Source organism: Aliigemmobacter aestuarii, assembly GCF_004799285.1.
In the GTDB taxonomy this organism is placed as follows: Bacteria; Pseudomonadota; Alphaproteobacteria; order Rhodobacterales; family Rhodobacteraceae; genus Aliigemmobacter; species Aliigemmobacter aestuarii.
Map to the genome: position 1 here is coordinate 261601 of NZ_SSND01000001.1, position 26620 is coordinate 288220.

At 66.7% G+C, this 26620-nt stretch carries 29 protein-coding genes; 19 read left to right on the top strand and 10 right to left on the bottom strand.

Going from position 1 to position 26620, the window contains the following annotated elements; translation table 11 throughout:
• The first annotated feature begins 16 nt into the window (after positions 1–16).
• From E7811_RS01240 to E7811_RS01255, 4 genes are all read left to right on the top strand, one after another.
• Positions 17–376: a DUF1428 domain-containing protein gene (locus E7811_RS01240; protein ID WP_136392786.1), complete on the top strand. Its 360-nt coding sequence runs from the start codon at positions 17–19 to the stop codon at positions 374–376.
• The gene (locus tag E7811_RS01245; RefSeq protein ID WP_136392787.1) at positions 373–1125 is read left to right on the top strand and encodes a VOC family protein; all 753 of its coding nucleotides are present in this window, start codon (positions 373–375) and stop codon (positions 1123–1125) included. Before E7811_RS01240 ends, E7811_RS01245 begins: the two co-directional genes overlap by 4 nt.
• Positions 1126–1254: 129 nt before the next feature.
• Entirely contained in the window at positions 1255–4398 is a 3144-nt protein-coding gene (locus tag E7811_RS01250; protein ID WP_136392788.1) for a valine--tRNA ligase, read from the top strand.
• Between the two features lie 104 nt (positions 4399–4502).
• Positions 4503–4835, top strand: a complete 333-nt coding sequence (locus tag E7811_RS01255) for a DnaJ family domain-containing protein (protein WP_136392789.1) — start codon at positions 4503–4505, stop codon at positions 4833–4835.
• A gap of 5 nt (positions 4836–4840) precedes the next feature.
• Here E7811_RS01255 and E7811_RS01260 read toward each other — a convergent pair whose 3' ends face one another.
• Entirely contained in the window at positions 4841–5008 is a 168-nt protein-coding gene (locus E7811_RS01260) for a twin-arginine translocation signal domain-containing protein (protein ID WP_136392790.1), read from the bottom strand.
• An 85-nt stretch (positions 5009–5093) separates the two neighbouring features.
• Between E7811_RS01260 and E7811_RS01265 the strand changes: the two genes are divergently transcribed.
• On the top strand, positions 5094–6200 hold the full coding sequence (locus E7811_RS01265; protein WP_136392791.1) for a pyridoxal phosphate-dependent aminotransferase: 1107 nt from the start codon (positions 5094–5096) through the stop codon (positions 6198–6200).
• Between the two features lie 7 nt (positions 6201–6207).
• Here the strand turns inward: E7811_RS01265 and E7811_RS01270 are convergent, their stop codons facing one another.
• From E7811_RS01270 to yajC, 5 genes are all read right to left on the bottom strand, one after another.
• Entirely contained in the window at positions 6208–7434 is a 1227-nt protein-coding gene (locus E7811_RS01270) for a flavin-containing monooxygenase (protein ID WP_136392792.1), read from the bottom strand.
• A 156-nt stretch (positions 7435–7590) separates the two neighbouring features.
• Complete coding sequence (locus tag E7811_RS01275) at positions 7591–7944, bottom strand: Mth938-like domain-containing protein (RefSeq protein ID WP_136392793.1); 354 nt, start codon at positions 7942–7944, stop codon at positions 7591–7593.
• A gap of 30 nt (positions 7945–7974) precedes the next feature.
• Positions 7975–8946 carry a protein translocase subunit SecF gene (secF, locus tag E7811_RS01280; protein ID WP_136392794.1) on the bottom strand — a complete coding sequence of 324 codons (972 nt, stop codon included), beginning with the start codon at positions 8944–8946 and terminating at the stop codon, positions 7975–7977.
• Positions 8947–8961: 15 nt separating this feature from the next.
• Positions 8962–10629, bottom strand: a complete 1668-nt coding sequence (secD, locus tag E7811_RS01285; protein WP_136392795.1) for a protein translocase subunit SecD — start codon at positions 10627–10629, stop codon at positions 8962–8964.
• 11 nt (positions 10630–10640) lie between these two features.
• Positions 10641–10967 carry a preprotein translocase subunit YajC gene (yajC, locus tag E7811_RS01290; RefSeq protein WP_136392796.1) on the bottom strand — a complete coding sequence of 109 codons (327 nt, stop codon included), beginning with the start codon at positions 10965–10967 and terminating at the stop codon, positions 10641–10643.
• 275 nt (positions 10968–11242) lie between these two features.
• Here yajC and serS point away from each other — a divergent pair, with 275 nt between their 5' ends.
• Both serS and E7811_RS01300 read left to right on the top strand, forming a co-directional pair.
• On the top strand, positions 11243–12535 hold the full coding sequence (gene serS, locus E7811_RS01295) for a serine--tRNA ligase (protein WP_136392797.1): 1293 nt from the start codon (positions 11243–11245) through the stop codon (positions 12533–12535).
• Positions 12536–12675: 140 nt separating this feature from the next.
• Positions 12676–13356, top strand: coding sequence for a DUF6639 family protein (locus E7811_RS01300; protein WP_136392798.1), 681 nt, complete (start codon positions 12676–12678; stop codon positions 13354–13356).
• 37 nt (positions 13357–13393) lie between these two features.
• On the opposite strand, the gene E7811_RS01305 is transcribed toward E7811_RS01300, so the two are convergent.
• The gene (locus E7811_RS01305) at positions 13394–14002 is read right to left on the bottom strand and encodes a lytic transglycosylase domain-containing protein (protein ID WP_136392799.1); all 609 of its coding nucleotides are present in this window, start codon (positions 14000–14002) and stop codon (positions 13394–13396) included.
• A gap of 233 nt (positions 14003–14235) precedes the next feature.
• Here E7811_RS01305 and ssb point away from each other — a divergent pair, with 233 nt between their 5' ends.
• The 6 genes from ssb (at position 14236) to E7811_RS01335 (ending at position 19085) form a co-directional block, all read left to right on the top strand.
• A complete protein-coding gene (ssb, locus tag E7811_RS01310) occupies positions 14236–14775 on the top strand; it encodes a single-stranded DNA-binding protein (RefSeq protein ID WP_136392800.1) in 540 nt (179 codons plus the stop codon).
• A gap of 237 nt (positions 14776–15012) precedes the next feature.
• Positions 15013–15375, top strand: coding sequence for an SUF system Fe-S cluster assembly protein (locus E7811_RS01315; protein ID WP_136392801.1), 363 nt, complete (start codon positions 15013–15015; stop codon positions 15373–15375).
• A 286-nt stretch (positions 15376–15661) separates the two neighbouring features.
• On the top strand, positions 15662–16021 hold the full coding sequence (locus tag E7811_RS01320; protein WP_136392802.1) for a HesB/IscA family protein: 360 nt from the start codon (positions 15662–15664) through the stop codon (positions 16019–16021).
• 67 nt (positions 16022–16088) lie between these two features.
• Positions 16089–16832 (top strand): triose-phosphate isomerase, encoded by a 744-nt coding sequence (tpiA, locus tag E7811_RS01325; RefSeq protein ID WP_136392803.1) that lies wholly within the window; start codon positions 16089–16091, stop codon positions 16830–16832.
• A 103-nt stretch (positions 16833–16935) separates the two neighbouring features.
• Complete coding sequence (locus E7811_RS01330; RefSeq protein WP_136392804.1) at positions 16936–17877, top strand: DMT family transporter; 942 nt, start codon at positions 16936–16938, stop codon at positions 17875–17877.
• Positions 17878–17900: 23 nt separating this feature from the next.
• Positions 17901–19085, top strand: a complete 1185-nt coding sequence (locus tag E7811_RS01335; protein ID WP_136392805.1) for a cytochrome P450 — start codon at positions 17901–17903, stop codon at positions 19083–19085.
• A gap of 359 nt (positions 19086–19444) precedes the next feature.
• Here E7811_RS01335 and E7811_RS01340 read toward each other — a convergent pair whose 3' ends face one another.
• Positions 19445–19906: an Lrp/AsnC family transcriptional regulator gene (locus E7811_RS01340; RefSeq protein WP_136392806.1), complete on the bottom strand. Its 462-nt coding sequence runs from the start codon at positions 19904–19906 to the stop codon at positions 19445–19447.
• Positions 19907–20050: 144 nt separating this feature from the next.
• Here E7811_RS01340 and E7811_RS01345 point away from each other — a divergent pair, with 144 nt between their 5' ends.
• The 5 genes from E7811_RS01345 to E7811_RS01370 all read left to right on the top strand — a co-directional run bounded on the left by E7811_RS01345 (position 20051) and on the right by E7811_RS01370 (position 24249).
• Entirely contained in the window at positions 20051–20356 is a 306-nt protein-coding gene (locus tag E7811_RS01345; RefSeq protein WP_136392807.1) for a DUF2849 domain-containing protein, read from the top strand.
• The gene (locus E7811_RS01350; RefSeq protein ID WP_136392808.1) at positions 20349–22019 is read left to right on the top strand and encodes a nitrite/sulfite reductase; all 1671 of its coding nucleotides are present in this window, start codon (positions 20349–20351) and stop codon (positions 22017–22019) included. The genes E7811_RS01345 and E7811_RS01350 overlap by 8 nt, the downstream gene beginning before the upstream one ends.
• Positions 22009–22758, top strand: coding sequence for a phosphoadenylyl-sulfate reductase (locus tag E7811_RS01355; protein ID WP_136392809.1), 750 nt, complete (start codon positions 22009–22011; stop codon positions 22756–22758). The genes E7811_RS01350 and E7811_RS01355 overlap by 11 nt, the downstream gene beginning before the upstream one ends.
• Positions 22755–23162, top strand: a complete 408-nt coding sequence (locus E7811_RS01360) for a DUF934 domain-containing protein (protein ID WP_136392810.1) — start codon at positions 22755–22757, stop codon at positions 23160–23162. Before E7811_RS01355 ends, E7811_RS01360 begins: the two co-directional genes overlap by 4 nt.
• 250 nt (positions 23163–23412) lie before the next feature.
• A complete protein-coding gene (locus tag E7811_RS01370; protein ID WP_136392812.1) occupies positions 23413–24249 on the top strand; it encodes a ferredoxin--NADP reductase in 837 nt (278 codons plus the stop codon).
• A gap of 184 nt (positions 24250–24433) precedes the next feature.
• On the opposite strand, the gene E7811_RS18310 is transcribed toward E7811_RS01370, so the two are convergent.
• Positions 24434–25129 (bottom strand): hypothetical protein, encoded by a 696-nt coding sequence (locus E7811_RS18310; RefSeq protein ID WP_136392813.1) that lies wholly within the window; start codon positions 25127–25129, stop codon positions 24434–24436.
• Positions 25130–25171: 42 nt separating this feature from the next.
• On the opposite strand from E7811_RS18310, the gene infC reads away from it, so the two are divergent.
• Entirely contained in the window at positions 25172–25888 is a 717-nt protein-coding gene (infC, locus tag E7811_RS01380) for a translation initiation factor IF-3 (protein WP_168732897.1), read from the top strand.
• Positions 25889–25967: 79 nt separating this feature from the next.
• Here infC and E7811_RS01385 read toward each other — a convergent pair whose 3' ends face one another.
• On the bottom strand, positions 25968–26615 hold the full coding sequence (locus tag E7811_RS01385; RefSeq protein WP_246020149.1) for a LysE family translocator: 648 nt from the start codon (positions 26613–26615) through the stop codon (positions 25968–25970).
• Between the last annotated feature and the right edge of the window lie 5 nt (positions 26616–26620).

Below are 26620 nucleotides of genomic sequence, written 5' to 3' on the forward strand. Positions count from 1 at the left end.
CAGGAGGTTTCAGGCCATGTATATCGACGGGTTTCTGCTTCCCGTGCCGACCGCCCGGAAGGACGAATATCGCGCGCATGAGGAAAAATGGTGGCCGGCCTTCCGCGATCTGGGGGCAACCGGCCTGATGGTCGCCTGGGGCGACGACATCCCCGAGGGCAGATGGACGGATTTCCGCCGCGCGGTTGATGGGCGGGACGATGAAACGACGGTCCTGTGCTGGATGACATGGCCCGATCGCGCCACCCGAGATGCCGCGCTTCAGGCCTTCATGGAACGGGCCGACATTGACCCCTCGATGATGGACATGCCCTTTGACGGCAAGCGTCTTGTGATGGGCGGTTTCGCCCCGATCTTTCAGGGGGGCGCGGCATGACCGGGCATCACGGCGCACCCTGCTGGTATGAACTGACCAGCGCCGATCAGACGGCCTCGCAATCCTTCTACGGCCGGGTCCTTGGCTGGGGCTTTGCCGATGCCGGGATGGAGGGCTTTGCCTATACGCTGGCCATGGCGGGCGATCAGATGGTCGCAGGGCTGATGACGCCCGATGCGCCGATGCCGGAATTCTGGATGGTCTATTTCGCGGTCGATGACTGCGACGCGGCCTGCGCGCGGGTCGGGGAACTGGGCGGGCATGTCCACCGCCCGCCCGAGGACATTCCCGGCACCGGCCGCTTTGCCATTGCCGCCGATCCGCAGGGCGCGGTCTTCGGCCTTCTTCAGCCGCTGGACGGGCAGACGGGTTCGGCCTTCGACCAGATGAAGACGGGTCACGGTGCCTGGCATGAGCTTTTGTCGCCCGATCCCGTCGCGGCGTTCTCATTCTATGCCGCGCTCTTGGGGTGGGCGAAGGGCGACGCCATGCCGATGGGCGACATGGGAACTTATCAACTGGTCCGCTGGCAGGGCACCGACATCGGCGGCATCTGCCCCCCAGAACCGGGCATGCCGGCGCATTGGCTGCCCTATTTTTCGGTGGCCGGCATCGACGCTGCCATCGTGCAGATCAGGGAAAACGGCGGCACGATCCTGCAGGACCGGATGGAAGTGCCCGGCGGGGTCTTCATCGCCATCGCCCGCGACCCGCAGGGCGCGCGTTTCGCGGTGATCGGCCCGGCCTGAGCCTGCGCGGGTTTCGGGCCTTCGCGGGTTTCGGGCCTGCGCCTGATTCCGGCTTGCCCTGCCCGAAACCCTTCCCCTTTCCGGCCTCTTTGGCTATGGATCGCCCGACACGAAATGCAGGGTGTTCAGATGCCGATGGAAAAGACCTTCAACGCCGCCGAGGCCGAGGCCCGGATTTCGAAAACCTGGATCGACGGCAAGGCGGGGCGCGCGGGGGCGCATGCGAAACCCGGTGCCGATCCGTTCTGCATCATGATCCCGCCGCCGAACGTGACGGGCAGCCTGCACATGGGCCATGCGTTCAACAACACGCTGCAGGATATCCTGATCCGCTGGCACCGGATGCGCGGGTTCGACACGCTGTGGCAGCCCGGCACCGACCACGCGGGCATCGCCACGCAGATGGTGACCGAACGCGAGATGGCGGCCAACGGCGAACCCACCCGCGCCGAGATGGGGCGCGAGGCGTTCCTGGCCCGCGTCTGGCAGCAGAAGGTCAAGTCGCGCTGCACGATCATCGGCCAGTTGCAGCGGCTTGGCGCCTCCTGCGACTGGGACCGCGAGGCCTTTACCATGGGCGGCGCCAAGGGCGACCCCGACGCAGGAAACGGCCCGAATTTCCACGACGCCGTGATCAAGGTCTTCGTAGACATGTATCACAAGGGGCTGATCTATCGCGGCAAGCGCCTTGTGAACTGGGACCCGCATTTCGAAACCGCGATCTCTGATCTCGAAGTCGAGAATGTCGAGGTCGACGGCCAGATGTGGCACTTCAAATACCCGCTGGCGGGCGGGGCCACCTATGAATATGTCGAGAAGGACGCCGACGGCAACGTCACCTTCCGCGAGACGCGCGATTACATCTCGATCGCGACGACCCGCCCCGAAACCATGCTGGGCGACGGCGCGGTGGCGGTTCATCCGTCAGATGAACGTTACGCACCAATTGTCGGGAAACTTTGCGAAATCCCGGTTGGCCCCAAAGAACATCGCCGCCTGATCCCGATCATCACCGATGAATATCCCGACCCGACCTTCGGCTCGGGCGCGGTGAAGATCACCGGCGCGCATGACTTCAACGACTATGCCGTGGCCAAGCGCGGGGGGATCCCCTGCTATCGGCTGATGGACACCAAGGGCCGGATGCGGGCCGATGGCCTGCCCTATGCCGAGACGGCCGGGATCGCACTGGCCGTGGCTCGCGGCGAACGCAGCCTGACCGAGGCCGAGGTCGACACGCTGAACCTTGTCCCCGATCATCTGCGCGGGCTTGACCGGTTCGAGGCCCGCGCGCGGGTGATCGCGGAAATCACCGCCGAGGGCCTTGCGGTGATGACCGTGGCCTCGGACCCCCGGCTTGGCAAATCCGCGCTGAAACCCGATGCCGAAGGCGCCGATGCCCGCGTGCCGCTGGTCGAGGCGAAAAAGATCATGCAGCCTTTCGGCGACCGCTCGAAAGTGGTGATCGAACCGATGCTGACCGACCAGTGGTTCGTGGATGCCGCGAAAATCGTCGGCCCCGCGCTTGAGGCCGTGCGCTCCGGCCGGGTCAGGATCATGCCCGAGTCGGGCGAAAAGACCTATTACCACTGGCTTGAGAACATCGAACCCTGGTGCATCAGCCGCCAGCTCTGGTGGGGGCACCAGATCCCGGTGTGGTACGGGCTCGACATCTGGCCCACGGGGTTTCGCGATGCGCAGGGCGACCATGCGCTCGACGAGGCCGAAATCTTCGAACTGCTGGCCGATGGCGCCTTCTCGACCATCGAGCCGGTGCACCACTGCGCGCATGACCTGGGCGCGGTGATCGACCGGTTCCGCGACGATCTCGCCCCGTTGCCCGAACCGCTGAACCATGCCCGCATCGTCGAGGTCGACAGCCGCGAGGACGCGGTGCAGACGCTGGCGCGGTCGCTGGCGGATTACAACCTGACGCAGGACCCCACCCACCTGGTCTATCCGGTCTGGCGCGATGCCGATGTGCTGGATACCTGGTTCTCGTCGGGCCTCTGGCCGATCGGCACCCTGGGCTGGCCCGAGAACACCCCGGAATTGCAGAAGTATTTCCCCACCTCGGTCCTTGTGACCGGGCAGGACATCCTGTTCTTCTGGGTCGCGCGGATGATGATGATGCAGCTTGCGGTCGTGGATGACATCCCCTTCCACACCGTCTATCTGCACGGCCTCGTCCGCGACGCCAAGGGCAAGAAGATGTCGAAGTCGCTCGGCAATGTCGTCGACCCGCTGGACATCATCGACGAATTCGGCGCCGATGCGCTGCGTTTCACCAACGCGGCGATGGCCTCGCTCGGCGGCGTCCTGAAACTCGACACGGCGCGCATCACCGGCTACCGCAACTTCGGCACGAAACTGTGGAACGCCTGCCGCTTTGCCGAGATGAATGGCGTCTGGGAAGGGCACAAGACCCAGTCCGCCCCACCGGCGCCCAAGGCCACCGCGAACCGCTGGATCATCGGCGAAACCGCCAAGGCCCGCGCCGAAGTGGATGCAGCGCTGGCCGACTACCGCTTCGACCAGGCGGCGGATGCGCTTTACCGCTTCGTCTGGGGCAAGGTCTGCGACTGGTATGTCGAATTCGCCAAGCCCCTGTTCGATGGTGACCAGGCGGCCGAGACGCGCGCCACCATGGCCTGGGTGCTGGATCAGTGCATGATCCTTCTGCACCCGATCATGCCCTTCATCACCGAGGAACTCTGGGCCACCACCGGCACGCGCGGATCGATGCTGGTCCATGCCGACTGGCCCGCCTATGGCGCCGACCTGATCGACGCCGAGGCCGACCGCGAAATGACCTGGGTCACCGGCCTGATCGACGAAATCCGTTCGGCCCGTGCGCAGATGCATGTGCCGGTGGGCCTTAAGCTCGACATGGTCGCAACCGCGATGGACGATTTCGCCCGCGCGGCCTGGGCCCGGAACGAGGTGCTGATCCGGCGCCTTGCCCGGATCGAGACCCTGACCGAGGCCGCCACCGCCCCGAAGGGCGCGATCACGCTGGCCGCGGAAGGCGCGTCCTTCGCCATCCCGCTGGAAGGGGTCATCGACATCGCCGAAGAAAAGGCCCGCCTGCAGAAGGCGATGGACAAGCTCGCCAAGGAAATCGGCGGGCTGAAGGGGCGGCTTGGCAACCCCGCCTTCGTCGCCTCCGCCCCCGAAGAGGTGGTGGACGAGGCCCGCGCCAACCTTGAGGCGCGCGAGGACGAGGCGGCCAAGATCGCCGCCGCCCTGAAGCGTCTCGCCGAAATCGGCTGATCTTCAACCTGGCACAAATACCCTCGGGGGGTGAATGGCCGAAAGGCCAGTGGGGGGCAGACAGCCCCCCTTTTCTTTTCCTGCGGGCCTCCCATCTTCCGGTGATGGGATGGCTTGAACGGATCGCCGAACGACAGATGCTGCGTGCCCGCGCGCGCGGGCAGCTCATTGGCCTTGCAGGCGAGGGAAAGCCGCTGCCCGACCGCACCGGCGATGCCTTCGTCAGTGTGGGCGATGCGGCCGGTTTCCGGATCATGGCCGCGGCGGGTGTCCTGCCCGAAGAGATCGAGTGGAAAAAGCGCGCCGAGGTGCTGCGCGCCCATGTCGCCGCCCTGACCGACCCCGACGAGATCAAGGCCGCCCTGGCCGAACTGGCCCGGATCGAGATGCGCCGCGCCATCGCCGAGGAGGCGCGGCGCGCCTTCCTGAAACCCTGACCGGCTCAGGGGATCAGGCGGTCCACCGCCCGAAGGGTTCCCGTCGCCTTGTCCACGACCAGCATCAGCACCCGCTTGCCGCCCAGTTTCGCCACGACCGGCGGCAAAAGGCGCGCGCCGCCTGCCGCGGCCGCCGTCACCAGAAACCCGCGGCGTGTCAGACCCTTCTTCATCGGTTGTCCTCCGCTCCGAAGCCTGCCCTCAAGATGGCGCGCAGCCCCCTTGCCGAAAGGGGGAAAATCCGTTTCTGATGCCCCCATGACCGGACCACGCTACACCCCCCTTGTCGCAAGCCTGCCCGCCACTGTCCCCTTCGTCGGGCCGGAAACCCAGGAACGTGCGCGGGGGGCGGCCTTCCGCGCGCGTCTGGGGGCGAATGAATCGCTCTTTGGTCCCTCACCCCGCGCCATCGCCGCGATGGAACAAGCCGCGCGCGAGGTCTGGATGTATGGTGACCCGGAAAACCATGACCTGCGGCAGGCGCTGGCCGCCCATCACCGGGTCAGCCCGGCCAATATCGTGGTGGGCGAAGGGATCGACGGGCTTCTGGGCTATCTGGTGCGGATGCTGGTGGGCACCGGCGATCCGGTCGTGACCTCGGACGGCGCCTACCCCACGTTCAATTTTCATGTCGCGGGTTATGGCGGAACCCTGCACAAGGTTCCCTACAAGGCTGATGCCGAAGACCCCGAGGCGCTGATCGCCCGCGCGGCAGCCGTTGGGGCGAAACTGATCTATATCGCCAACCCGGACAACCCGATGGGCAGCCATCACCCCGCCGCCACGATCCGGGCGATGATCGACGCCTGCCCCGACGGCAGCCTGATCGTGCTGGACGAGGCCTATATCGACCTTGCCCCCGACGGCACCGCGCCCGACATCGCGGCGGATGACCCGCGCGTGATCCGGATGCGCACCTTTTCCAAGGGCTACGGCATGGCGGGCCTGCGCGTCGGCTATGCGATCGGGGACGCGCCGCTGATCACCGCCTTCAACAAGGTGCGCAACCATTTCGGCATGGGGCGCATCGCGCAAGCGGGCGCGCTGGCGGCGCTGGCCGATCAGGCGTGGCTGGCCGAGGTGCGGACGCGGGTCGCCGCCGCGCGGGCGCGCGTCGGGGCGATCGCGGCGGAAAACGGTCTGACCGCCCTGCCCTCGGCCACCAATTTCGTGACCGTCGACTGCGGGCGCGACGGGGATTTCGCCCGCTCCGTGCTGAAGGAATGCGTGGCGCGCGGCGTCTTCATCCGGATGCCCTTCGTGGCCCCGATGGACCGCTGCATCCGCATCAGCCTGGGCGACGATACCGCACTCGACGTTCTGGCCGAGGTGCTGCCGCAGGCGCTGGCCGCCGCCCGGGGGTAGGCACAGGTCAACCGCGCCCGGCGATATGGGCGGCGACCGCGTCGGCGTCGTGCCAGACGCCCCAGATGAAGGCCGAGGCGCGACGGGTCAGCCAGGACAGGCCCAGGAAATACAGCCCCGGCACCCGCGACACGCCCTTGTCGTGGATCGGGCGCCCGCTGTCGTCCAGGCAATCCACCTTCAGCCAGCCGAAATCGGGGGCAAATCCCGTGGCCCAGATGATCGACGTGATCCCGTCGCCCGCGAGGTCCAGCGACCGGATCGGGTTGGTCATGCAGTCGGGGTCGTGGCCGATCCGCCGGGCCTCGGGTTCCTCGGGCATGTCCAGCCCCTCGCGGGCGGCATGGGCATCGGCCTCGTCGAGGATGCGCAGGTAATGGGCATCGCCCTCGCGGATGTTGCGGGCCAGGTCGCCGGCGATCTCAAGCCGACCATCGCGCCAGGCACCGGCGCGGCCCAGAAGGATCATCCCCCGGTCGGCATAGTCGCGGAAATCAACCGTATGCCCGCCATGCGCGCCGCTGACCGCGATGGTCACATGTTCCATCCCCGGCCGCACCGTGCGCGCGTCCCAATAGCCCAGTGCCCCCAGCCACCAGACGAAATCGCGCCCGCGATAGGCGCGCGGCGGGCGGTCATGCGGACCCACGCAAAGAAAGACGCGCCGCCCCGCCCGCAGCAGTTCATCCGCGATCTGCGACCCGGAAGACCCCGCCCCCACCACCAGAACCGCCCCCTCGGGCAACTGGCCGGGGTTGCGGTAGCCCGTGGAATGGATCTGCAGAAGGCCCGCGTTTTCCGGCACGACGGTGGGGATCAGCGGCTTCTGGAACGGCCCGGTGGCCGCCACGACATTGCGCGCCTCGATCACGCCCTTCGACGTTTCGGCGACAAAGCCCGATCCATCGGCCTTTCGCGTCAGCGACGTCACCTCGACCCCGCAGCGGATCGGCGCGTCGATCTTGCGGGCATAGTCCTCGAAATAGGCGGCGACCCGTTCCTTTGGGGCGAAACTGTCGGGGTCGATCCCGTCGAATTCCAGGTCGGGAAAGCGGTCATGCCAGGCCGGGCCATTCGCCACCAGCGAATCCCAGCGTTCGCTGCGCCAGCGTTCGGCGATGCGGGCGCGTTCCAGCACCACATGCGGGATACCGCGCCGTCCCAGATGACGGCTGGCCGCAAGCCCGGCCTGCCCGCCGCCCACCACAAGCGTATCCGTCCGTTCCACTGACATGGCCCTGCCTTCCCTTCGATCCTGACGCAAGGGCCGCCCTGTTCGCAGGCAGCCGCGTCCAAGGTCTATTGGCCCGTCGGGTTCAGGGGAAATTGTTTCTTTCTTCCGGAAGATTAGGCAGCGCCTAAGTTGTCAGGGCGGCCAACAGACCGGCCGTCAGACGGGCAACAGGGCCGCGGCGATGCGGCGGCCTTCGGAAAGAAGCACATTGTAGGTGCGGCAGGCGGCCGGGCTGTTCATCGGCTCGACGCCGATTCCCGCAGCCTCCAGCGCCTCGCGGAAGGCGGCGGGGGGATGCGCGATTTCGGCCCCCGTGCCAAGGAACAGCACGTCGATCCGGCCCGCCAGCGCCAGCGGCGCCTCCGTATCGGCAAATCCGGCCCAGGGCCCAGCATCCCAGGGCGTGATCAGGCAGGCCCCGCGCAGCACCTGACCGCCGATGCGAAAGAAGCCGGGGCCGTAGCCGTCGATCGGCTGCGCCTTGTCATAGGTGATCTCGGTCAGCCGCATCGCCCGGTCGCCCTTCCTGTCGCCCCGTCCTCAGGCGTCGACATTGGCAAATTCGTGGTCCCCGCCCTTCTTGGGCTTTTCCGACCGGTCAAGCCCGATGAACAGAAGCAGGTTCTTCGCCACGAAGACCGAGGAATAGGTGCCCAGGACAATGCCGATGATGATCGTCACGGTGAAGCCGCGGATCACGTCCCCGCCGAAGACCGCCATTGCGACAAGCGCGATCAGGGTCGTGACCGAGGTCATAAGGGTCCGGCTGAGCGTTTCGTTGACCGACAGGTTCATCACGTCCCGCAGGGGCATCGTCTTGTACTTGATCAGGTTCTCGCGCAGGCGGTCGAAGACGACCACGGTATCGTTGATCGAATAGCCGAGGATCGTCAGCAGCGCGGCGATGATCGCGAGGTCGAACTTGATCTGGAACAGCGCCAGAACGCCGATGGTGATGAAGATGTCATGCACCAGCGCCGCCACGGCCCCAAGCGCGAATTGCCATTCGAACCGCAGCCAGATGTAGATCAGGATCGCGCCGGTCGCCGCGACCATGGCAAGGATCGCTTTCCAGACCAGTTCACCCGATACCTTTGGCCCCACGCTTTCGACCGAAGGGAAGGTGATCGACGGATCGACCGTCTTCAGCGCCTCTTCGGCCGCCAGGATCGTTTCGGGCGTGACCGCCTCGTATCCGTCCAGCGGCGCGATGCGCACCTGTGCCACGTGCTGATCGGGGCCGAAGGTGGGATCGAAAACCTCGGTGATCAGCACGTCGCCCAGATCAAGCCCCGACAGCGCCTGACGATAGGCGCCCACGTCCACCGGCTGGGCGCTTTCGGTGCGGATCGTGGTGCCGCCGCGAAAGTCGATACCGAAATTCAGGCCCATCACGGCCCAAAGCGCGATCGCCACGACGGTCAGCATCATCGAACCGCCGAAGGTAAGCCACTGGGCGCGGAAGAAGTCGATGTTGGTCTTTTCGGGCGCGAGCCGCAGACGGAAGGCCATGGTGCGTCTCTCCTCTCAAACCGTGATCGTCTTGGGGCGGCGGGCGTTGAACCAGATCTCGATGATCGCGCGCGTCACGAAAAGCGCCGTGAAGACCGAGGTGATGATGCCCACACCCAGCGTGACGGCAAAGCCGCGGACAGGGCCGGCCCCGACCGTGAACAGCACCACCGCCGTGATGAATGTGGTGATGTTGGCGTCCAGGATGGCCGAGAAGGCGCGTTCATAGCCCAGTTCGATGGCCCGGCCCGGATTCTTCTGGTTGCGCAGTTCCTCGCGGATGCGTTCGAAGACCAGCACGTTGGCATCGACCGCCATACCGATGGTCAGCACGATCCCGGCGATGCCCGGCAGCGTGAGCGTGCCGCCGATGGTGGACAGCGCCCCGAAGATCAGCGCGATGTTCACAGCCAGCGCGATGTTCGCGAAGACCCCGAACAGGCCGTAGCTGGCCACCATGTAGACCGCGACGGCAACCATCGCGACGACCGCCGCGACCTTGCCCGCGTCGATCGAATCCTGCCCCAGTTCGGGGCCGACCGTGCGTTCCTCGAGAAAGGTCATTTCGGCCGGCAGCGCACCCGCCCGCAGCAGAACCGCAAGCTGCGTCGATTCCTCGACCGTGAAGCGACCGGTGATGATGCCCGACCCGCCGGGGATGTGATCCTGGATGACCGGGGCGGAAATCACCTCGTCGTCCAGCACGATGGCGAAGGGCGATCCGATGTTCGTCGCGGTATAGTCGCCGAACTTCCGCGCGCCCGTAGGGTTGAAGCGGAAGTTGACCGCCGGGCGGTTGTTCTGGTCGAAGGCGGGCTGCGCGTCGACCAGTTCCTCGCCTGTGACAACCGGGGTCTGTTCGACGATGTAGAAGACGCCTTCCTCATCCATCGACGGCAGAAGAAGGTTGCGCGCACCCGGATCGGCACCCGCATCCGAAGTGCGGCCCAGGACCGGATGGAAGGTCAGTTTCGCCGTGGTCCCGATCAGCGCCTTCAGTTCGGCCGCAGATCCGATGCCCGGCACCTGGATCAGGATACGGTCCTCGCCCTGGCGCTGGATGGTGGGTTCGCGCGTGCCCACTTCGTCCACGCGGCGGCGGATGATCTCAAGGCTCTGCTGGATCGTCCGGTCGTCGGTGGCGGCGCGCTCGACCTCGGACAACTGCACGACGATCGTGTCGCCTTCGGCGGTCACGTCGATGTCGTTCTGGCCGACCCCTGTCAGCGTGACCACCGGGCGGGCCAGTTCCCTGACCGCTTCCAGCGCGACCGGCATCGCCTCGGTGTTCGAGATCGCGACCCGCAGCACGCCCTCGGGCGAGGGTTGGCGGCGCACCGCGCCCACCTGGTCGCGCACGTCCCTCAGCGCATCGCGCACATCGGGCCACATCGCATCGATCCGGGCGGCATAGACATCGGCCACCTGGACCTCGGCCAGAAGATGCGCGCCGCCCCGCAGGTCAAGCCCCAGGTTCACAAGGCCCGACGGCAGGAACGACGGCCAGGCGTCGATCGCGGCCTGCTGTTCGGGCGTGGCGGTCCCCCCCGCTGCCTCGACCGCCGCGACTGCATCGTTATGCGTCTCGACGCGGCTATACTGGAGGTTCGGAAACGCGGCCGCGACCCCAAGGACCACAACGGCCCAGATCAGCACGCGCTTCCACAGCGGGGTCTGCATCATTTCGGATGGCCTCAGGCAGCGGCGGGTTCGGTTTTCGACAGGACCTGCACGATGGTGTTGCGCAGGACCTTGACCTTCACGCCCTCGGCGATCTCGACATCCAGCATGCCGTCCTCATGGACCTTGGCGACCTTGCCGACGATGCCGCCCTGGGTCACGACCTGGTCACCCCGGCGCAGCGCATCGACCATCGCGCGGTGTTCCTTCATCTTCTTCTGCTGAGGACGGATCAGGAAGAAGTACATGATCACGAAGATCAGGATCAGCGGCAGGAACTGGCCGAAGGCGGCCGCGCCACCGGGGGCGGCGGCCTGGGCGAAGGCGGGGGTTGCGAACATCTGGCGTCCTCTTCGTTGCGTGTCGTCAGGGGTTCGACCCCCGGGAATTCTGATGGTGGCGCACCCTATCCACGGGGTGTGCGCTTGGCAAGGCGGGCGGAAACCCGCCTTTGGGGCCATATATGAAGGACGGCGGCGCTTGCCAATGGCCCGCACCACGCATTTCGGGCGGCAGGCGCGAGCGGCCCATCCGCTGCGCCCCGGCTTTCCCCGCCCCCTTCACGCCGCGCGTGGAATGGGGCATATGGGGCCCGTCAGTCCGAAGAGGTGAGACCATGCACGACATCCGCGCGATCCGCGAAAACCCCGCAGCCTTTGACGCGGCGCTTGCCCGCCGGGGCCTGCCCGCGATGTCGTCGGATATCCTGTCGGTGGATGAGGCCCGTCGCGCCGCCATTCTGGCCGCAGAAACTGCCCAGGCCGCGCAGAACGCCGCCTCGAAAGAGGTCGGTGCCGCCAAGGCGCGCGGGGATGAGGCCGAGTTCGAACGCCTGCGCGCACTGGTGGCCGAGAAAAAGGCCGAAGTGGCCGCGATGAACGAAAAGGCCGGGGCGGAAGATGCCCGGCTGAAATCCATCCTTGAAACCATCCCCAACCTGCCGCTGCCCGAGGTGCCCGAGGGCGCGGACGAGGCGGGCAATGTGGAGTTGCGCCGCTGGGGCACGCCGCGCGGGATGGATTTCCCCCCGAAAGAGCATTTCGATATCGCGGGCGCGAAGGTGGGCCTTGATTTCGCCACCGCCGCGAAACTTTCCGGCTCGCGCTTTGTGGTGATGCAGGGCGCGGTGCTGCGGGTTCACCGGGCGCTGGCGCAGTTCATGCTGGACACCCATGTGAACGAACACGGGCTGACCGAAACCTGGACCCCCGTCCTTGTGAAGGACGAGGCGATGTATGGCACGGGCCAGTTGCCGAAATTCACCGAAGACAGCTATCAGACCACGAATGGCTGGTGGCTGGTGCCCACCTCGGAAGTGACGCTGACGAATTTCGTCGCAGGCGAGATCGTGGACGAAGCCGCCCTGCCGATCCGCATGACGGCGCATACCCAGTGCTTCCGGTCGGAGGCGGGCAGCGCGGGCAAGGACACCACCGGCATGCTGCGCCAGCACCAGTTCGAAAAGGTCGAGATGGTGTCGATCACCACGCCCGAAACCTCGCTGGCCGAACACGAACGGATGACGGGATGCGCCGAGGCGATCCTGCAAAAGCTGGGCCTGCCCTACCGGGTGATCGTGCTTTGCACCGGCGACATGGGCTTTGGCGCGACCAAGACGCATGACCTTGAAGTCTGGCTGCCCGGCCAGAACACCTATCGCGAGATTTCCAGCGTCTCGGTCTGCGGCGATTTTCAGGCCCGGCGGATGAACGCCCGGTTCCGCCCCGCCGGCGGCGGCAAGCCCGAATTCGTGCATACCCTGAACGGCTCGGGCCTTGCCGTCGGGCGCTGCCTGATTGCGGTTCTGGAAAATGGACAGCAGGCCGACGGGTCGGTCGATCTGCCTGCGGTGCTGCATCCCTATCTGGGCGGCAAGACCCGGATCACGCCCGACGGCGCGCTGGCCTAAGGGCCGCGGCCCCGGACCGGCGGGCCTTTCGGAACGGGTTGCCACGGGCCGGCTTCGTGGCGTTAACTTTTCCCGGAACGATCACGACGTCCGGGTCGCGAGTCCAGATCGCACCCCGACCGAACCCGGGAGATCGCATCATGCGTGACATTCTGTACGGTGTCGTTCTGGCCGGACTGTCGCTTGTGCCTGATGTCGCCCCGGCAGAAATCCGGGTTTGCGACGACCCCGAACTGACGGTCGCAGCCGAAAGCGAGAGTCTTTCGGCCAAGGTCTGCGCAGCCGCCATCGGGGCAAAGGCGCTGATCGGGTCCTGCGGCCTGGAACAGCGTTATCCGATCCACATCGCGGTGGTCGAACGCGCGATGCATCCCTCGTTCGGCAATTGCCTTGCCGTGTTCGACCAGCGCACCGGCTGCCTGCAGGTATCCGACATCGACGGGATGCCAGGCTTGCTTGCCGACGGGGACGCGCGCAGGGCCATGCCGCCCGAAGCCCTGTTCGCCGCGACGATCACGCATGAAATGGCGCATGCCTTGCTGCAGCAATCCGCAGGCGAGGTCGAGATCGCCGCAACCGAACAGGAATTCGTGGCAAACGCGTTCGAGATGGAATCGCTCGACCCCGTTTGGCGCGACATGCTGCTGGCGACGCATCCCGTGCCGCCGCAAGGTTCGATGAGCCTTGTGCATATCAGCATCTATGCCCTTGAGCCGCGGGCCTTCGCCAACAACGCATGGACGCTGTTTCACCGCGAAGAGATCGGCTGTTCGCTGATCCGCAAGATCGCCGACGGAAAGTTCCGGTTTCCGCGCCGTTGAGGCCGGATCGCGCGACCGTTCGGTCCCGGACGTGCCCTCAGCCGCCCAGGATCACACGCACGTAATTGCGGGTTTCCGTGTAGGGCGGGATGCCGTTGTGCTTTTCCACCGCCAGCGGCCCGGCATTGTAGGCGGCAAGCGCCAGCCGCCAGTTGCCGAACTTGTTGTACATCATCCGCAGGTATTTCGCCCCGCCGTCCAGGTTCTGCGCCGGGTCGTGGATGTTCACCCCCACCAGCCGCGCCGTTCCGGGCATCAGCTGGGCCAGACCTGTCGCGCCCTTGTGAGACCTTGCGTTCGGGTTCCAGCCCGATTCCTGCTGCACCAGGCGAAGGAACAGATCTTCGGGCACACCATGGCGGCGCGCGGCGGCCTTCGCGGTTTCCAGGTACTGCCCCTTGTAGCGGCCTGAATAGCGCGGAATCGCGACCGAGGTCGTGGCCACCGTCACCTTCGGCGCGTCAGGCTTAAGCCGGGTGGACCCGGAATACTGTTTGGCCAGACGGCCATCCAGCAGCGAGGTCTGCGACTTGAACAGCGAGACGCGCGACTTGGACGATCCCGAGAGCTTCAGCCCTTCGGCCGCCGCTGCAGAGGCGGACAGGCAAAGGGAGAAAGCGCAAAGAACAGAGACGAATCTTTTCATCTGCCTACCAGCGAAGGAGTCAGGTCGCGGAAACTATAGCGAGAACGCTGCGGATCGAAAGACCCTCGTGGCTTCAGCCCGGTGTTTTCGCGTCGCACCCGGCCCGAACAGCCCCCGCGCGCCTGTCCCGCAGGTCGGTTGCAGCAGGGACACCGGGCCGTTATAGGCTTTGTTAACCAGTTTCGGGCGAGCCTGCCCGCAAGACAGAATCAGGATTTTCAAGGGGGGAACCCATGGCGGGGTCGGTCAACAAGGTCATCATCGTCGGCAATCTGGGCCGCGATCCCGAGGTGCGCAGCTTCCAGAACGGCGGCAAGGTGGTGAACCTGCGGATCGCCACGTCGGAAACCTGGCGCGACCGCAACACCGGCGAACGCAAGGAACGCACCGAATGGCATTCGGTCGCGATCTTCTCGGAACCGCTGGCCAAGATCGCGGAACAATATCTGCGCAAGGGCTCGAAGGTGTATATCGAGGGCGCGCTGGAAACCCGCAAATGGCAGGACCAGTCCGGACAGGACCGCTATACAACGGAAATCGTGCTGCGGCCCTACCGCGGGGAACTGACGCTTCTGGATGGCCGGGGCGAAGGCGGCGGCGGTGGTGGCGGCGGCTATGACGACCGTGGCGGCTATGACAACTATGAAGGCGGCGCCTCGAGCGGCGGCTATGGCGGTGGCGGCAGCGGCGGCGGGGCGGCCCGTGGCGGTGCCGCGGCCGGCGGTGGGTTCGGCGGCGGCCGGTCCGACATGGATGACGAGATCCCGTTCTGATCGCGGGACGAGTTCCGCACAGAGGCATTGCAGACGCCCGGCCCCGCATGGTCCGGGCGTCTTTCGTTCCGGCGCCGGACCATCGCCCCGGACGGGCGGCCCTGCCTGCGATGGCCCCGCGTGGCGGCGCGACGCATGGCAGGACGGCGCGCGCGGTCTGGACCTTCCCGCGCCGATTTCCTATATATTCGGTCAAGAAACCGGGCCGTCCGGCCCGCAAGCTGAAAAGAGACGCCGATGAACGACCATGCCGAACCCGTCGAGGGCGCGCCGCTGATCAAGCCTTCGACGACGGATCATCCGCTTTACGACAGCGTGGTCGAGGCCTGCCGCACCGTCTATGACCCGGAAATCCCGGTCAACATCTATGACCTCGGCCTGGTCTACACGATCGAAATCAGCCCCGAGAATGCCGTCGACATCACCATGACGCTGACCGCGCCGGGCTGTCCGGTCGCGGGCGAGATGCCGGGCTGGGTGGCCGATGCCGTCGAACCCCTGCCGGGGGTGAAGCAGGTGGATGTGAAGATGACCTTCGACCCGCCCTGGGGGATGGAGATGATGAGCGACGAGGCGCGGCTGGAACTGGGCTTCATGTAAGCCATGGCCGACCGGACCGCGCGCCCGTGACCTGCGCCCGCCCGTGACCTGCGACAGCCGTGACCAGCGCCGCCCGGCCACGATCCCCGCGCGACGGTCTGCCCCGTAACAATCAGACCCGCAACGATCAGACCCGTGACGACACGCCCCCTGACGTGAAACCCCATGACGAAACGCCCGGCTAGGAATCGCCCCGTGATGCCCCGATCGATGACGATCCGGCCCGAGGCTTGAGAACCGGCCGGGAAAATCCTATCTTTGCGGTGCAGGTATAAGGATCCCTTCCATGTTCGGCATTCCCGGCAAGGCCCCCGTCACCCTCACTCCCGCAGCGGTGCGCCAGATCGCGCGCCTGATGGAACGCGACGGCGCCAAGGGCCTGCGCATCGGCGTCAAGAAGGGCGGCTGTGCGGGGATGGAATACACGATGGAATTCGCCGCCGAGGTCAGCCCGATGGACGAGGTCGTCGAACAGGACGGCGCGCGCGTGATGATCGCGCCGATGGCGCAGATGTTCCTGTTCGGCACCGAGATCGACTATGCGACCGGCCTTCTGGAATCGGGCTTCCGGTTCAACAACCCGAACGTGGCCGAAGCCTGCGGTTGCGGCGAGTCGATCAAGTTCAAGGACACGCCCGCGGCCTGATCGCTGTTTGCATTGCCCGCATGATCGCGTAACCCTGTCGCCGGCAGGTATTCAGGGAGATCGGACCATGCGCAAACTCGCTGCGGGCAACTGGAAGATGAACGGCACGGCCACCGCGCTGGCCGAGGTGGCGGCGCTGGCTGCGGCCCATCCCGCGCCCGGCTGCGAGGTGCTGCTTTGCCCGCCCGCGACGCTGATCGACCGCATGGCAAACGCGGCAAGGGGGACGCCCGTGATGGTCGGCGGGCAGGATTGCCACGCCCGCGAAAGCGGCGCGCATACCGGCGACATCTCTGCCGCGATGCTGCGTGACGCGGGCGCGAGCCATGTCATCCTCGGCCATTCCGAACGCCGCGCCGATCACGGCGAAACCGATGCGGCCGTGGCGGCCAAGACCCAGGCGGCCTGGGGCACGGGCCTCGTGGCCATCGTCTGCGTGGGCGAGACGGAGGCGCAGCGCGATGCCGGCCAGACCCTGGCCGTCGTCGGCGCGCAGCTGGCCGGGTCGGTGCCAGACGGCGCCACCGCGGCGGCTCTGGTCATCGCCTATGAACCGGTCTGGGCAATCGGGACCGGACGCACCCCCACCAATGCCGAGATCGCCGAGGTGCATCGTTTCATGCGGGCGGAACTTGCCGCGCGTTTCGGGGCCGAGGCGGCGGGGATGCGACTGCTGTACGGGGGGTCGGTGAAACCCTCGAACGCGGCCGAGATCTTTGCCCTGCCCGATGTCGACGGTGCGCTCGTCGGCGGTGCAAGCCTGAAGGCGGCCGATTTCGGGGCGATCGTCGCGGCCCTGTCGGCGGCCTGAGGCCGCACGGCAGCGACGCCAAAGGTCGCTTGCGGAACAGTGCCGCCCGCCCGGCTGGTTCATCATCGCCCCGGACGGGCCCTTTGGCCCCGGCACGGATTCCATGACCCAGTCCACACCTGCATCCCCCCTGCCCGCGGGCGGCCTTCTGGCCGCCAACCTGTTCTGCATGGCCTCCATGCTGATCTGGGCGGCGGGCCTGCCTGCGGCCGAATGGCTGATCGACGTGGTGGCGCCGGTGCCGCTGACCGCGATGCGGATGTCGCTGGCCGCGCTGTCACTTTTGCCCTTGTGGCTGATGCTGGAAGGTCCCGGCGCGCTGAGGTCGGTGGTCTGGGGCCGCGCGCTCTGGGTCGGGGCGACGCTGGGGGGCGGGGCGATCTTTCTGGTGATCGGGCAGGCGATGACCGATCCGGTCACGGTGGCGGTGATCTCGGCGGGCCTGCCGGTTGTCGGCATCGCGATCGAACTGATCGCCGACCGCCGGCCGCTCACCGTCGCGTTGATCCTTGGCGTGGTGCTGAGCCTTGCGGGCGCGCTGGTGGCGCTCGGGCGCGGGATCGGCGGGCTTGACATCGGGCTTGGCGCGGCGGCCTGCCTCGTCTCGGTCGTCACCTTCGCGCTGGCCTCGCGCCTGACGGTCACGTCCTTTCCCGGGCTTTCCCCCCTTGGCCGGACGTCGGTGACGCTGACCGGGGCCGCGATTGCAACCACGGCCACCGCGCTGGCCCATGCCGGGCTGACCGGGGCCGGCCCCGACTGGCGGGCGCTTGGCGCGGCGGAATGGTCGGCGCTTGCGGTCTATTCGGTGGGCGCGCTTGGCCTGAGCCAGCTTCTGTGGATCCTGTCGGTCGGGCGGATCGGTATCGGGCAGGCCAGCCTTCACATCAACGCCGCGCCCTTCTATGTGATGATCTTCACCGTGATGCTGGGCGGGGCCTGGCAGTGGACACAGGTTCTGGGTGCGGCCATCGTGGCGCTTGGCGTCATGGTCGCGCAGGGCCTGATCCCGCTTCGCCCGTCCGCTGCGCCCCGGACACCCTGAAAATCCGCCCCCCGGAAAACCCGATGCTAAGCCTGTCCCAATCCCCGACCGATCCGGCGTTCGTCCAGAACCCCTATCCCTTCTACCACCGCGCCCGCGCGGGCGGGCCGTTCTTTCACTGGGACGACTACGGGATGGTGATGGCCACGTCCTATGCGGCGGTCAACGCGATCCTGCGCGACCGGCGGCTGGGGCGCGAGGTTCCGCCGGAACGGCGCGGGCCGATCCCCGAACACCTCGCCCCCTTCTACGCGGTCGAGGCCCATTCCATGCTGGAACTGGAGCCGCCCCGCCACACCCGCCTGCGCAGCCTCGTGCTGCGCGCCTTCACCTCGCGCCGGATCGCGGCGCTTGAACCCGAAATACAGGCCCTGACGCAGGACCTGATCGATGCCTTCCCCGAGGGCGAGTTCGACCTGCTGGCCGAGTTCGGCCAGAAGTTGCCCGTGACCATCATCGCCCGCCTTCTGGGCGTGCCCGAAGAGATGTGGCAGGACCTTCTGGCCTGGTCGAACGCGATGGTGGGCATGTATCAGGCAGGCCGGACCCGCGCGATGGAGGATCGCGCCGTCGCCGCGACCAAGGCGTTCGTAGCCTTCATGCGCGGCTATGTGGACCGGCGCCGCGCCGACCCGCGCGATGACCTGATCACCCATCTGATCGCCGCCGAGGAAGAGGGCGAGAAGCTGACCACCGACGAGTTGATCACCACCTGCATCCTGCTGCTGAACGCAGGCCACGAGGCGACGGTTCATTCGATCGGGAACGGGGTGAAATGCCTGCTGGAACACCGCACGCCGCGCGCGGCGCTGGCGCCGGGCAACGTCGCGGCGACGGTGGAAGAGATCATCCGCTTCGATCCGCCGCTGCACCTGTTCACCCGACACGCCTATGAGGATGTCGAGGTGATGGGCCACACCATCCCGAAAGGCGCAGAGGTGGGGCTTCTGCTGGCGGCAGCGAACCGCGATCCCGCGGCCTTCGACGCGCCCGACCGCTTCAACCCGGCGCGGCCGGAAAAGCCGAACCTGTCCTTCGGCGCGGGCCTGCATTTCTGCGTTGGCGCCCCGCTGGCGCGGCTGGAGTTGCAGATCGCCCTGCCGATCCTGTTCGAGCGCCTGCCGCAATTGAAACTGGCCGAGACGCCGCGCTATGCCGATGTCTACCATTTTCACGGTCTGGAACGCCTGATGGTGCGGAAGGGCTGAGCCCGGCAGGCCGCCCGCCAGCCGAGATGGCAACCCGCACCATTGTCGCGAAGGCCGAAGCAACGCCACCATTGGATGAGGATGACCGTCATGTGCTGCGCCCGGCGGACGGCCTTGGTGTTGCTGCACGCAAACGGGGGCGGGTCCGGGCCGAGGTGTTCCGCCACATGACAACGCACCGCCGGGATGGACCGGCGGCAGGGTTGCACCTTGCGTTGGGACGTCGCTGCGAAACGTGCCGACGCGCGGGGGCAGGACGGGCGCAGGACGGGCGCAGGATCGGATGAGAGCGCAGCAAACGGAACCCGCAGGTGACCCCGAACGGGTCAGCCGGCGAAAGGGTCAGCCGGCCGCAAGGGTCATACGGGCAGGACGGTCGTCGACTTGATCTCTTCCATGCTCAGAAGTGCCGTCACGTTGTAGATGCGCACCTCCGAGATCAGGGCCTGATAGAACGTGTCATAGGCGCGGGCATTTCGGACGCGCACCTTCAGGATATAGTCGATGTCGCCCGCAAGCCGGTGCGCCTCCATCACCTCGGGGCGTTCCTGAAGCGCCTTCAGGAATTTCCGCTGCCATTCGGCCTCGTGTTCCGAGGTCCGGATCAGCACGAAGAAACAGGCCTCCAACCCCAATGCCTCGGCGTCCAGAAGCGCCGTGGTGCGGGTGATCACGCCCGCCTCCTTCATCCGGCGGATGCGGTTCCAGACCGGCGTCTTGGAACTGTTCACCTTGCGGGCGATCTCGTCCAGCGACTGGCTTGCGTCCTGCTGCAGTTCGGCAAGGATTTTCCGGTCCATCTCATCCAGTCGGGCGGACATTCGCGCTTTGCTCCGTTTTTCGAAACCCTGTTCCAATCGCACGCCAGTATGGAACGATTTTCCTTATTGGCAAGGGTATATGGCGCCATAGCGGGATAATATTCTATATTTCAGGGGAAACCAATCAGCACCACGGGCCCCCGCATGAGCCGCTTCACCCCCAAGGTCGTCACCGCCAACCGCCTGATCGAGGGCGACGCCGTCTATCTGTGCGCCGATGACCGCTGGTCGGTCCATCACCACGAGGCCGAACTGATCGAGGACGAGGCGCACGCACAGATGCGGCTTCTGCATGCCAACGCGCAGCGGGGCGTGGTGGTCGGCGCCTACCTCGCCGACGCCCGTCCCGGCCCCAATGGGCCCGAGCCGGTGCATTTCCGCGAACGGTTCCGCACGGTTGGACCGTCGAACTACCCCCACGGCAAACAGGCGGATCAGGCCCATGTATGACTACACCGACTTTGACGAGGCCTTTGTCCGGTCTCGCGTGGCGCAGTTCCGCGGCCAGGTGGAACGGCGGCTGGACGGCAGCCTGACCGAGGATGAATTCCGCCCGCTGCGGCTGATGAACGGGCTTTACCTGCAGCTTCACGCCTACATGCTGCGCGTGGCCATCCCCTATGGCACGATCAACCCGCGGCAGATGCGGCAACTGGCGATGATCGCCGACCGCTGGGACAAGGGATACGGCCATTTCACCACGCGCCAGAACATCCAGTTCAACTGGCCGAAACTGCCCGACGTGCCCGATATCCTCGGTGCGCTTGCCGATGTAGGCATGCACGCGATCCAGACCTCGGGCAACTGCGTGCGGAACGTCACCGCCGACCATTTCGCCGGTGCCGCCGCGGACGAGATCGAAGACCCCCGCCCCTATGCCGAACTGCTGCGGCAGTGGTCGACCGACCACCCCGAATTCCAGTTCCTGCCGCGCAAGTTCAAGATCGCCATCACCGGCGCGCCGAACGACCGCGCGGTGACGCGCGCCCATGACATCGGCCTGCGCATGGTCCGCAACGATCGCGGCGAGGCCGGGTTCGAGGTGATCGTGGGCGGCGGGCTTGGCCGCACCCCGATGATCGGCACCACGGTCCGCGACTTCCTGCCGGTGGCCGATCTTCTGCCCTATGTCGAGGCGGTGCTGAGCGTCTACAACACACTTGGACGGCGCGACAACAAGTACAAGGCGCGGATCAAGATCACCGTCCACGAAACCGGCGCGGACGAGATCGCCCGGATGATCGAGGCGCGCTTTGCCGAACTGCGCCCGCTGTTCGGCGGGGCCGACCAGGCGCTGCTGGCCGAGATCCGCCAGGCCTTTGCGCCGCCCGCCTTCCGCAACGCGCCCGTCGACGCGCATGAGGCCGCGCGCGCCGCCGACCCGGTCTATCGGGCCTGGGCCGACACCAACCTTGCGCCCCATCGCAACGACCAGTACGCCATTGTCACGATCAGCCTGAAGGCGCACGGCGCGACACCGGGCGATGCGACATCCGACCAGATGCGCCTGATCGCCGATCTGGCCGAAACCTTTGGCCATTCCGAGATTCGCATCAGCCACGAACAGAACGTGATCCTGCCGCATGTCCACAAGTCCGACCTGCCCGCGCTTCATGCGGCGCTGTCGGGCGCGCGGCTTGGCACGGCCAATGTTGGGCTGATCTCGGACATCATCGCCTGCCCCGGCATGGATTACTGCGCCCTTGCCACCGCCCGGTCGATCCCGGTGGCGCAGGAAATCGCCACCCATTTCGAGGCGCTGAAGCTGGAACACGACATCGGCCCGCTGAAGATCAAGATCTCGGGCTGCATCAACGCCTGCGGGCATCACCATGTGGGCCACATCGGGATTCTGGGGCTCGACCGCGCGGGGGTCGAGAACTATCAGATCACGCTTGGCGGCGACGGCAGCGAAGATGCGGCGATCGGCGAAAAGACCGGGCCGGGCTTTGCCTATGACGAAATCGTGCCCGCGATCGAACGCATCCTGCGCGCCTATCTGGACCTGCGCGAGGGGCCGGGGGAAACCTTCCTGATGGCCTGGCGCCGTGTCGGCATGGCCCCGTTCAAGGCTGCCCTTTATGGCGAGGCCTCGAACCGCCATGCCGCTTGACGCCCCAGAAGGATCGGTCGCCTCCCGCGTGGCCCTGCTGAATGCCCGCTATCGCCATCACGGGGCGACGGCGGTGCTGGAACGCGGGCTGAAGGATGCCGACCTTGGCCGCGTGGCGCTGGTGTCGTCCTTCGGGGCGGAATCGGTCGTGCTTCTGCATCTGGTCAGCGTGATCGCCCCGGAAACACCGGTGCTGTTCATCGACACGAGGATGCTGTTTCCCGAAACGCTGGACTACCAGCGCGAGCTGGCCGAGAAGCTGAACCTCTGCGACATCCGCACGATCCGGGCCAATCCGGCGCGGGTGGCCTTCGACGATCCCGATGGCACGCTGCACCAGTTCAACGCCGACGCCTGCTGCCACATCCGCAAGGTCGAACCGCTGGAACGGGCGCTCGCGGGCTTTGACGGCTGGATCACCGGGCGCAAGCGCTATCAGGGCAGCACGCGCCAGACGGTCGACTTCTTCGAAGCCGAAGGCGAGACGCGCGTCAAGGTCAACCCGCTGGCCCACTGGGGGCGCGAGGACCTCGAGGACTATATCGTCAACAACCGCCTGCCTCGCCACCCGCTTGTGGCGAAGGGCTATCCGTCGATCGGCTGCGCCCCCTGCACCAGCCCCGTGCGCCCGGGCGAGGACCCGCGCGCGGGCCGCTGGCGTGGCCAGGGCAAGACGGAATGCGGCATCCATTTCATCGACGGCAAGGCCGTCCGCACAGCAAAGGACAACGCGGCATGACCATTCTCGTGACCGATGCGGGCTTTGCCCCTGCCCCCGCCAATGAAACCTTCGTCCCGCTGGCCGACCTGACGGCGGCCGACCATGCCGTCGATCTGGGGCCGACCGACGACCCCGCGGCGCTGGCCGCCCATCTGGACCGGATCACGCTGATCCGCGTGGCCTTTCCCGCCTTCAACGACGGGCGCGGCTTCACGCTGGCGCGGCGGCTGCGGATGATGGGCTATACCGGCCGGCTGCGCGCCTTCGGCCATGTGATCGCCGATCAATATGCGATGGCGCGGCGTGTGGGCTTTGACGAGGTCGAGATCGGCGAGGATCTGGCCGCCCGCCAGCCCGCAGCACAGTGGAAGGCAAGGGCCGACTGGGGCGCGCATCACTATCAGGCGCGGCTGCGTGCCTGACCTGCCCCGCCACTACCCCCGCCCCACCACCCGCGCCCCGTCTGTCGGCATCCCGTCTGTCGGCATCCCGTCTGGCGGCACCCCGTCTGGCGGCACCCCGTCTGGCGGCACCCCGTCTGGCGGCACCCCGTCTGGCAGCCTCGCGTCCCGTCGCACGATGCCGCCGAAAGACACCGGCGACCCGCGCGCTTTCATCTGACATGGATCAAAGATAGAAGCAGGATACCGGATTACTTCCGGGATTGGATAAATGACCGAAGCGAACCTCATGACCGACGCTGCCGAAAAGCGGGCCGCCGCGAAACCGCATCTGCCCGACGCGCAAACCGTGACCTCCGTCACCCACTGGACGGACCGTCTGTTTTCCTTCCGGGTGACGCGGCCGCAGTCGCTGCGCTTCCGGTCGGGGGAATTCGTGATGATCGGGCTCCTCGACGATCGGGGCAAGCCGCTTTTGCGGGCCTATTCGATCGCCTCGCCCTCCTGGGACGAGGAACTGGAATTCTATTCGATCAAGGTGCCCGACGGCCCGCTGACAAGCCGACTGCAGCACATCGCCGTCGGCGACGAGATCATCCTGCGCCCGAAGCCCGTGGGCACGCTGGTGCTGGACGCGCTTTTGCCGGGCAAGCGGCTGTGGTTCCTGGCCACGGGCACCGGCATCGCCCCCTTCGCCAGCCTCATGCGCGACCCCGAGACCTATGAGAAATTCGATCAGGTCATCATGATGCACACCTGCCGCGAGGTGGCCGAGCTTGAATACGGCCGCCAGCTGGTCGAGGGGTTGGCCGACGACCCCCTGATCGGCGAGATGGTGGGCGACAAGCTGGTCTACTACCCCACGACAACGCGCGAGCCCTTCCACCACATGGGCCGAGTGACCGACAACCTGTCGTCGGGCAAGGTCTTTGCCGATCTGGGCATCCCGCCGATGGACCCGGCGACCGACCGGGCGATGGTCTGCGGAAGCCTCGCCTTCAACATCGACGTCAAGGCGATCCTCGAAGGGTTCGGCCTGCGCGAGGGGGCGAATTCGGAGCCGCAGGAATTCGTCGTGGAAAAGGCCTTCGTGGGCGACGGAATCTGATCGGGTCCGTCAGCCCAATCACCGGGCAGCCCCTTCACCGGGCAGCCCCTTCACCCGGAAACGCCTTCACCGGGAAACGCCTGCAATGGAAAACGCCGCGCGACAGGATCGCGCGGCGTTCTTCTTTTTCCGGCGCCGGCAAGGCCGGGCCTGACGGCCCGGTCGCCAGGATCGCGTCATCCGATCACATGCCAAGCGCGCGCTTGACCTGATCCAGCGCGGTCTGCACCAGCGCCGGGTTGGCGGCGGCGCCTTCAATGGCAGCGGTCAGGGCCTGCTTGGTGCTGTCATCCAGCGCCGAGGCGGTGATCATGTCCTTGATCTTGGCCGCATCGAAATTCGCCGGATCGAACAGGGCGGCGGCGTCGCTCACCGCGCCTTCCACTGCTTCGGTCGCAGCGGCAGCAGCGTCACCGGCGGCTTCGGTCGCAGCAGCGGCGGCGTCACCGGCGGCTTCAGTGGCGGCAGCGGCGGCATCGCCCGCAGCTTCCACGGCGCCGGCGGCAGCTTCGGTCGCGGCGGCAGCGGCATCGCCCGCAGCGGCGGCAGCGCCTTCGGCAGCTTCGGTCACGGCGGCGGCAGCCCCTTCGGCGGCTTCGGTCGCGGCGGCGGCAGCAGCAGCCGCAGCTTCTTCGGCGGCCTTGGCGGCGGCAGCAGCCTCTTCGGCGGCCTTGGCCTCGGCGGCAGCAGCCTCGGCGGCGGCGGCTTCCTCGGCGGCCTTGGCGGCAGCGGCAGCTTCTTCGGCAGCCTTCGCCTCGGCGGCGGCGGCAGCGGCGGCGGCCTCTTCAGCGGCCTTCTGCGCCGGGAGGTAAGAGAACTGGTAATAGCCGCCCGCAGCGGCCAGGACCAGGACGGCACCGATGATCACAGACTTGTTCATTTTCTAGCTCCTTCGACGACAGGGGTCGTTCATGTAGGGGATATGGCAGAGCGACTGCCCGAATGGAAGGGCTTCGCCGCACTGCGGCAGGGGGAATTCCGCATCACTGGTGTCATTCAGGCCCCATCGGCGGGAACCGGTCACGGAATCCGGTTGATAAGCCTGCCCCGCCCCCTTATTTTGCGCGCCATCAATGGCCACGACAGAAGGATTGCCGCCATAGCCCGCAGACCCCACAACGCCCCGCCGCAACGCGAAACGGGCCCCCGCATCAATGACCGCATCCGCGCCCCCGAGATCCGCCTGATCGGCGCTGACGGGGAAAACGTCGGTGTCGTCACCCCGGCCAGGGCGCTGGCCATGGCAGAAGAGGCCGGGCTGGACCTGGTCGAGATCTCGCCCAATGCGGAGCCGCCGGTCTGCAAGATCATGGATTTCGGCAAGTTCAAGTACGAACAGCAAAAGCGCGAAGCCGAAGCCCGCAAGAAGCAGAAGATCATCGAGATCAAGGAAATCAAGTTCCGCCCCGGCACCGACAAGCACGACTACGAGGTCAAGATGCGGTCGGTCCTGAAGTTCCTGGGCGAGGGCGACAAGGTGAAGGTCACGCTGCGCTTCCGCGGCCGCGAGATGGCGCATCAGGACCTTGGCCTTGACCTGCTGAACCGGGTCGCGGCGGATGTCGGCGAGAATGGCAAGGTGGAATCCATGCCCAAGCTCGAAGGCCGCCAGATGGTGATGATGATCGCACCGAAGTAAGCCTTTTTGCCAGCTTACGGAACGGCGGGGCGGCACGGGCCGTGCCCGCCGTTTTCATTGCAGCAGCCGGTCGCGCGCCCTAGCGGGCCAGCATCCACAGCGCCACCCCGGCCAGAAGCGCACCGAAGCCAATGTTCAGCGCCCGCACGCCGTGGCCCGACCGAAAGCGCCTCAGCAGCATGTCGCCCGCCTGCGCCCAAAGGACAAAGGCCACGAGGTTGTTCACCGTGAAAAGGATCGCGATCCCTGCCACAAGCGCCGGGTCCGCCGCCCCCTGCCCCGGCAGGAACTGGCTGAACATCAGCAGGATGATCACATGGGCCTTGGGGTTCAGGACCAACAGCGCCGCACCATCCTGGAACCCGGCCCTGCGCGGACTGTCCGCGGCCTCGACCGTGCCGGCCCTGAGAAACCCGAAAGCCAGCCAGATCACATAGGCCACCCCGGCAAGGCGGATCGCCTCGATCAGTCGCGGGCCAAGGGCCGCGACCCCGGCAAAACCAAGACCGATCGCGAGCGTCACCGCAAGCGTCGCCACATGATACCCCGCAAGGGCGGGCAGCACCCCACGCAGGCCAAATCGCCCGCCGAGGGCGGCAAAGAACAGGTTGCCCGGCCCCGGACTATAGGCCAGCGGCAGAAGAAACAGGACAAGGGCGAGGGCGGTTTCCATCATCGCGGCAGCTTGCCCGGCCCCGAAGCGCCGTGCGACCCGATCCTTGCGCATTTGGT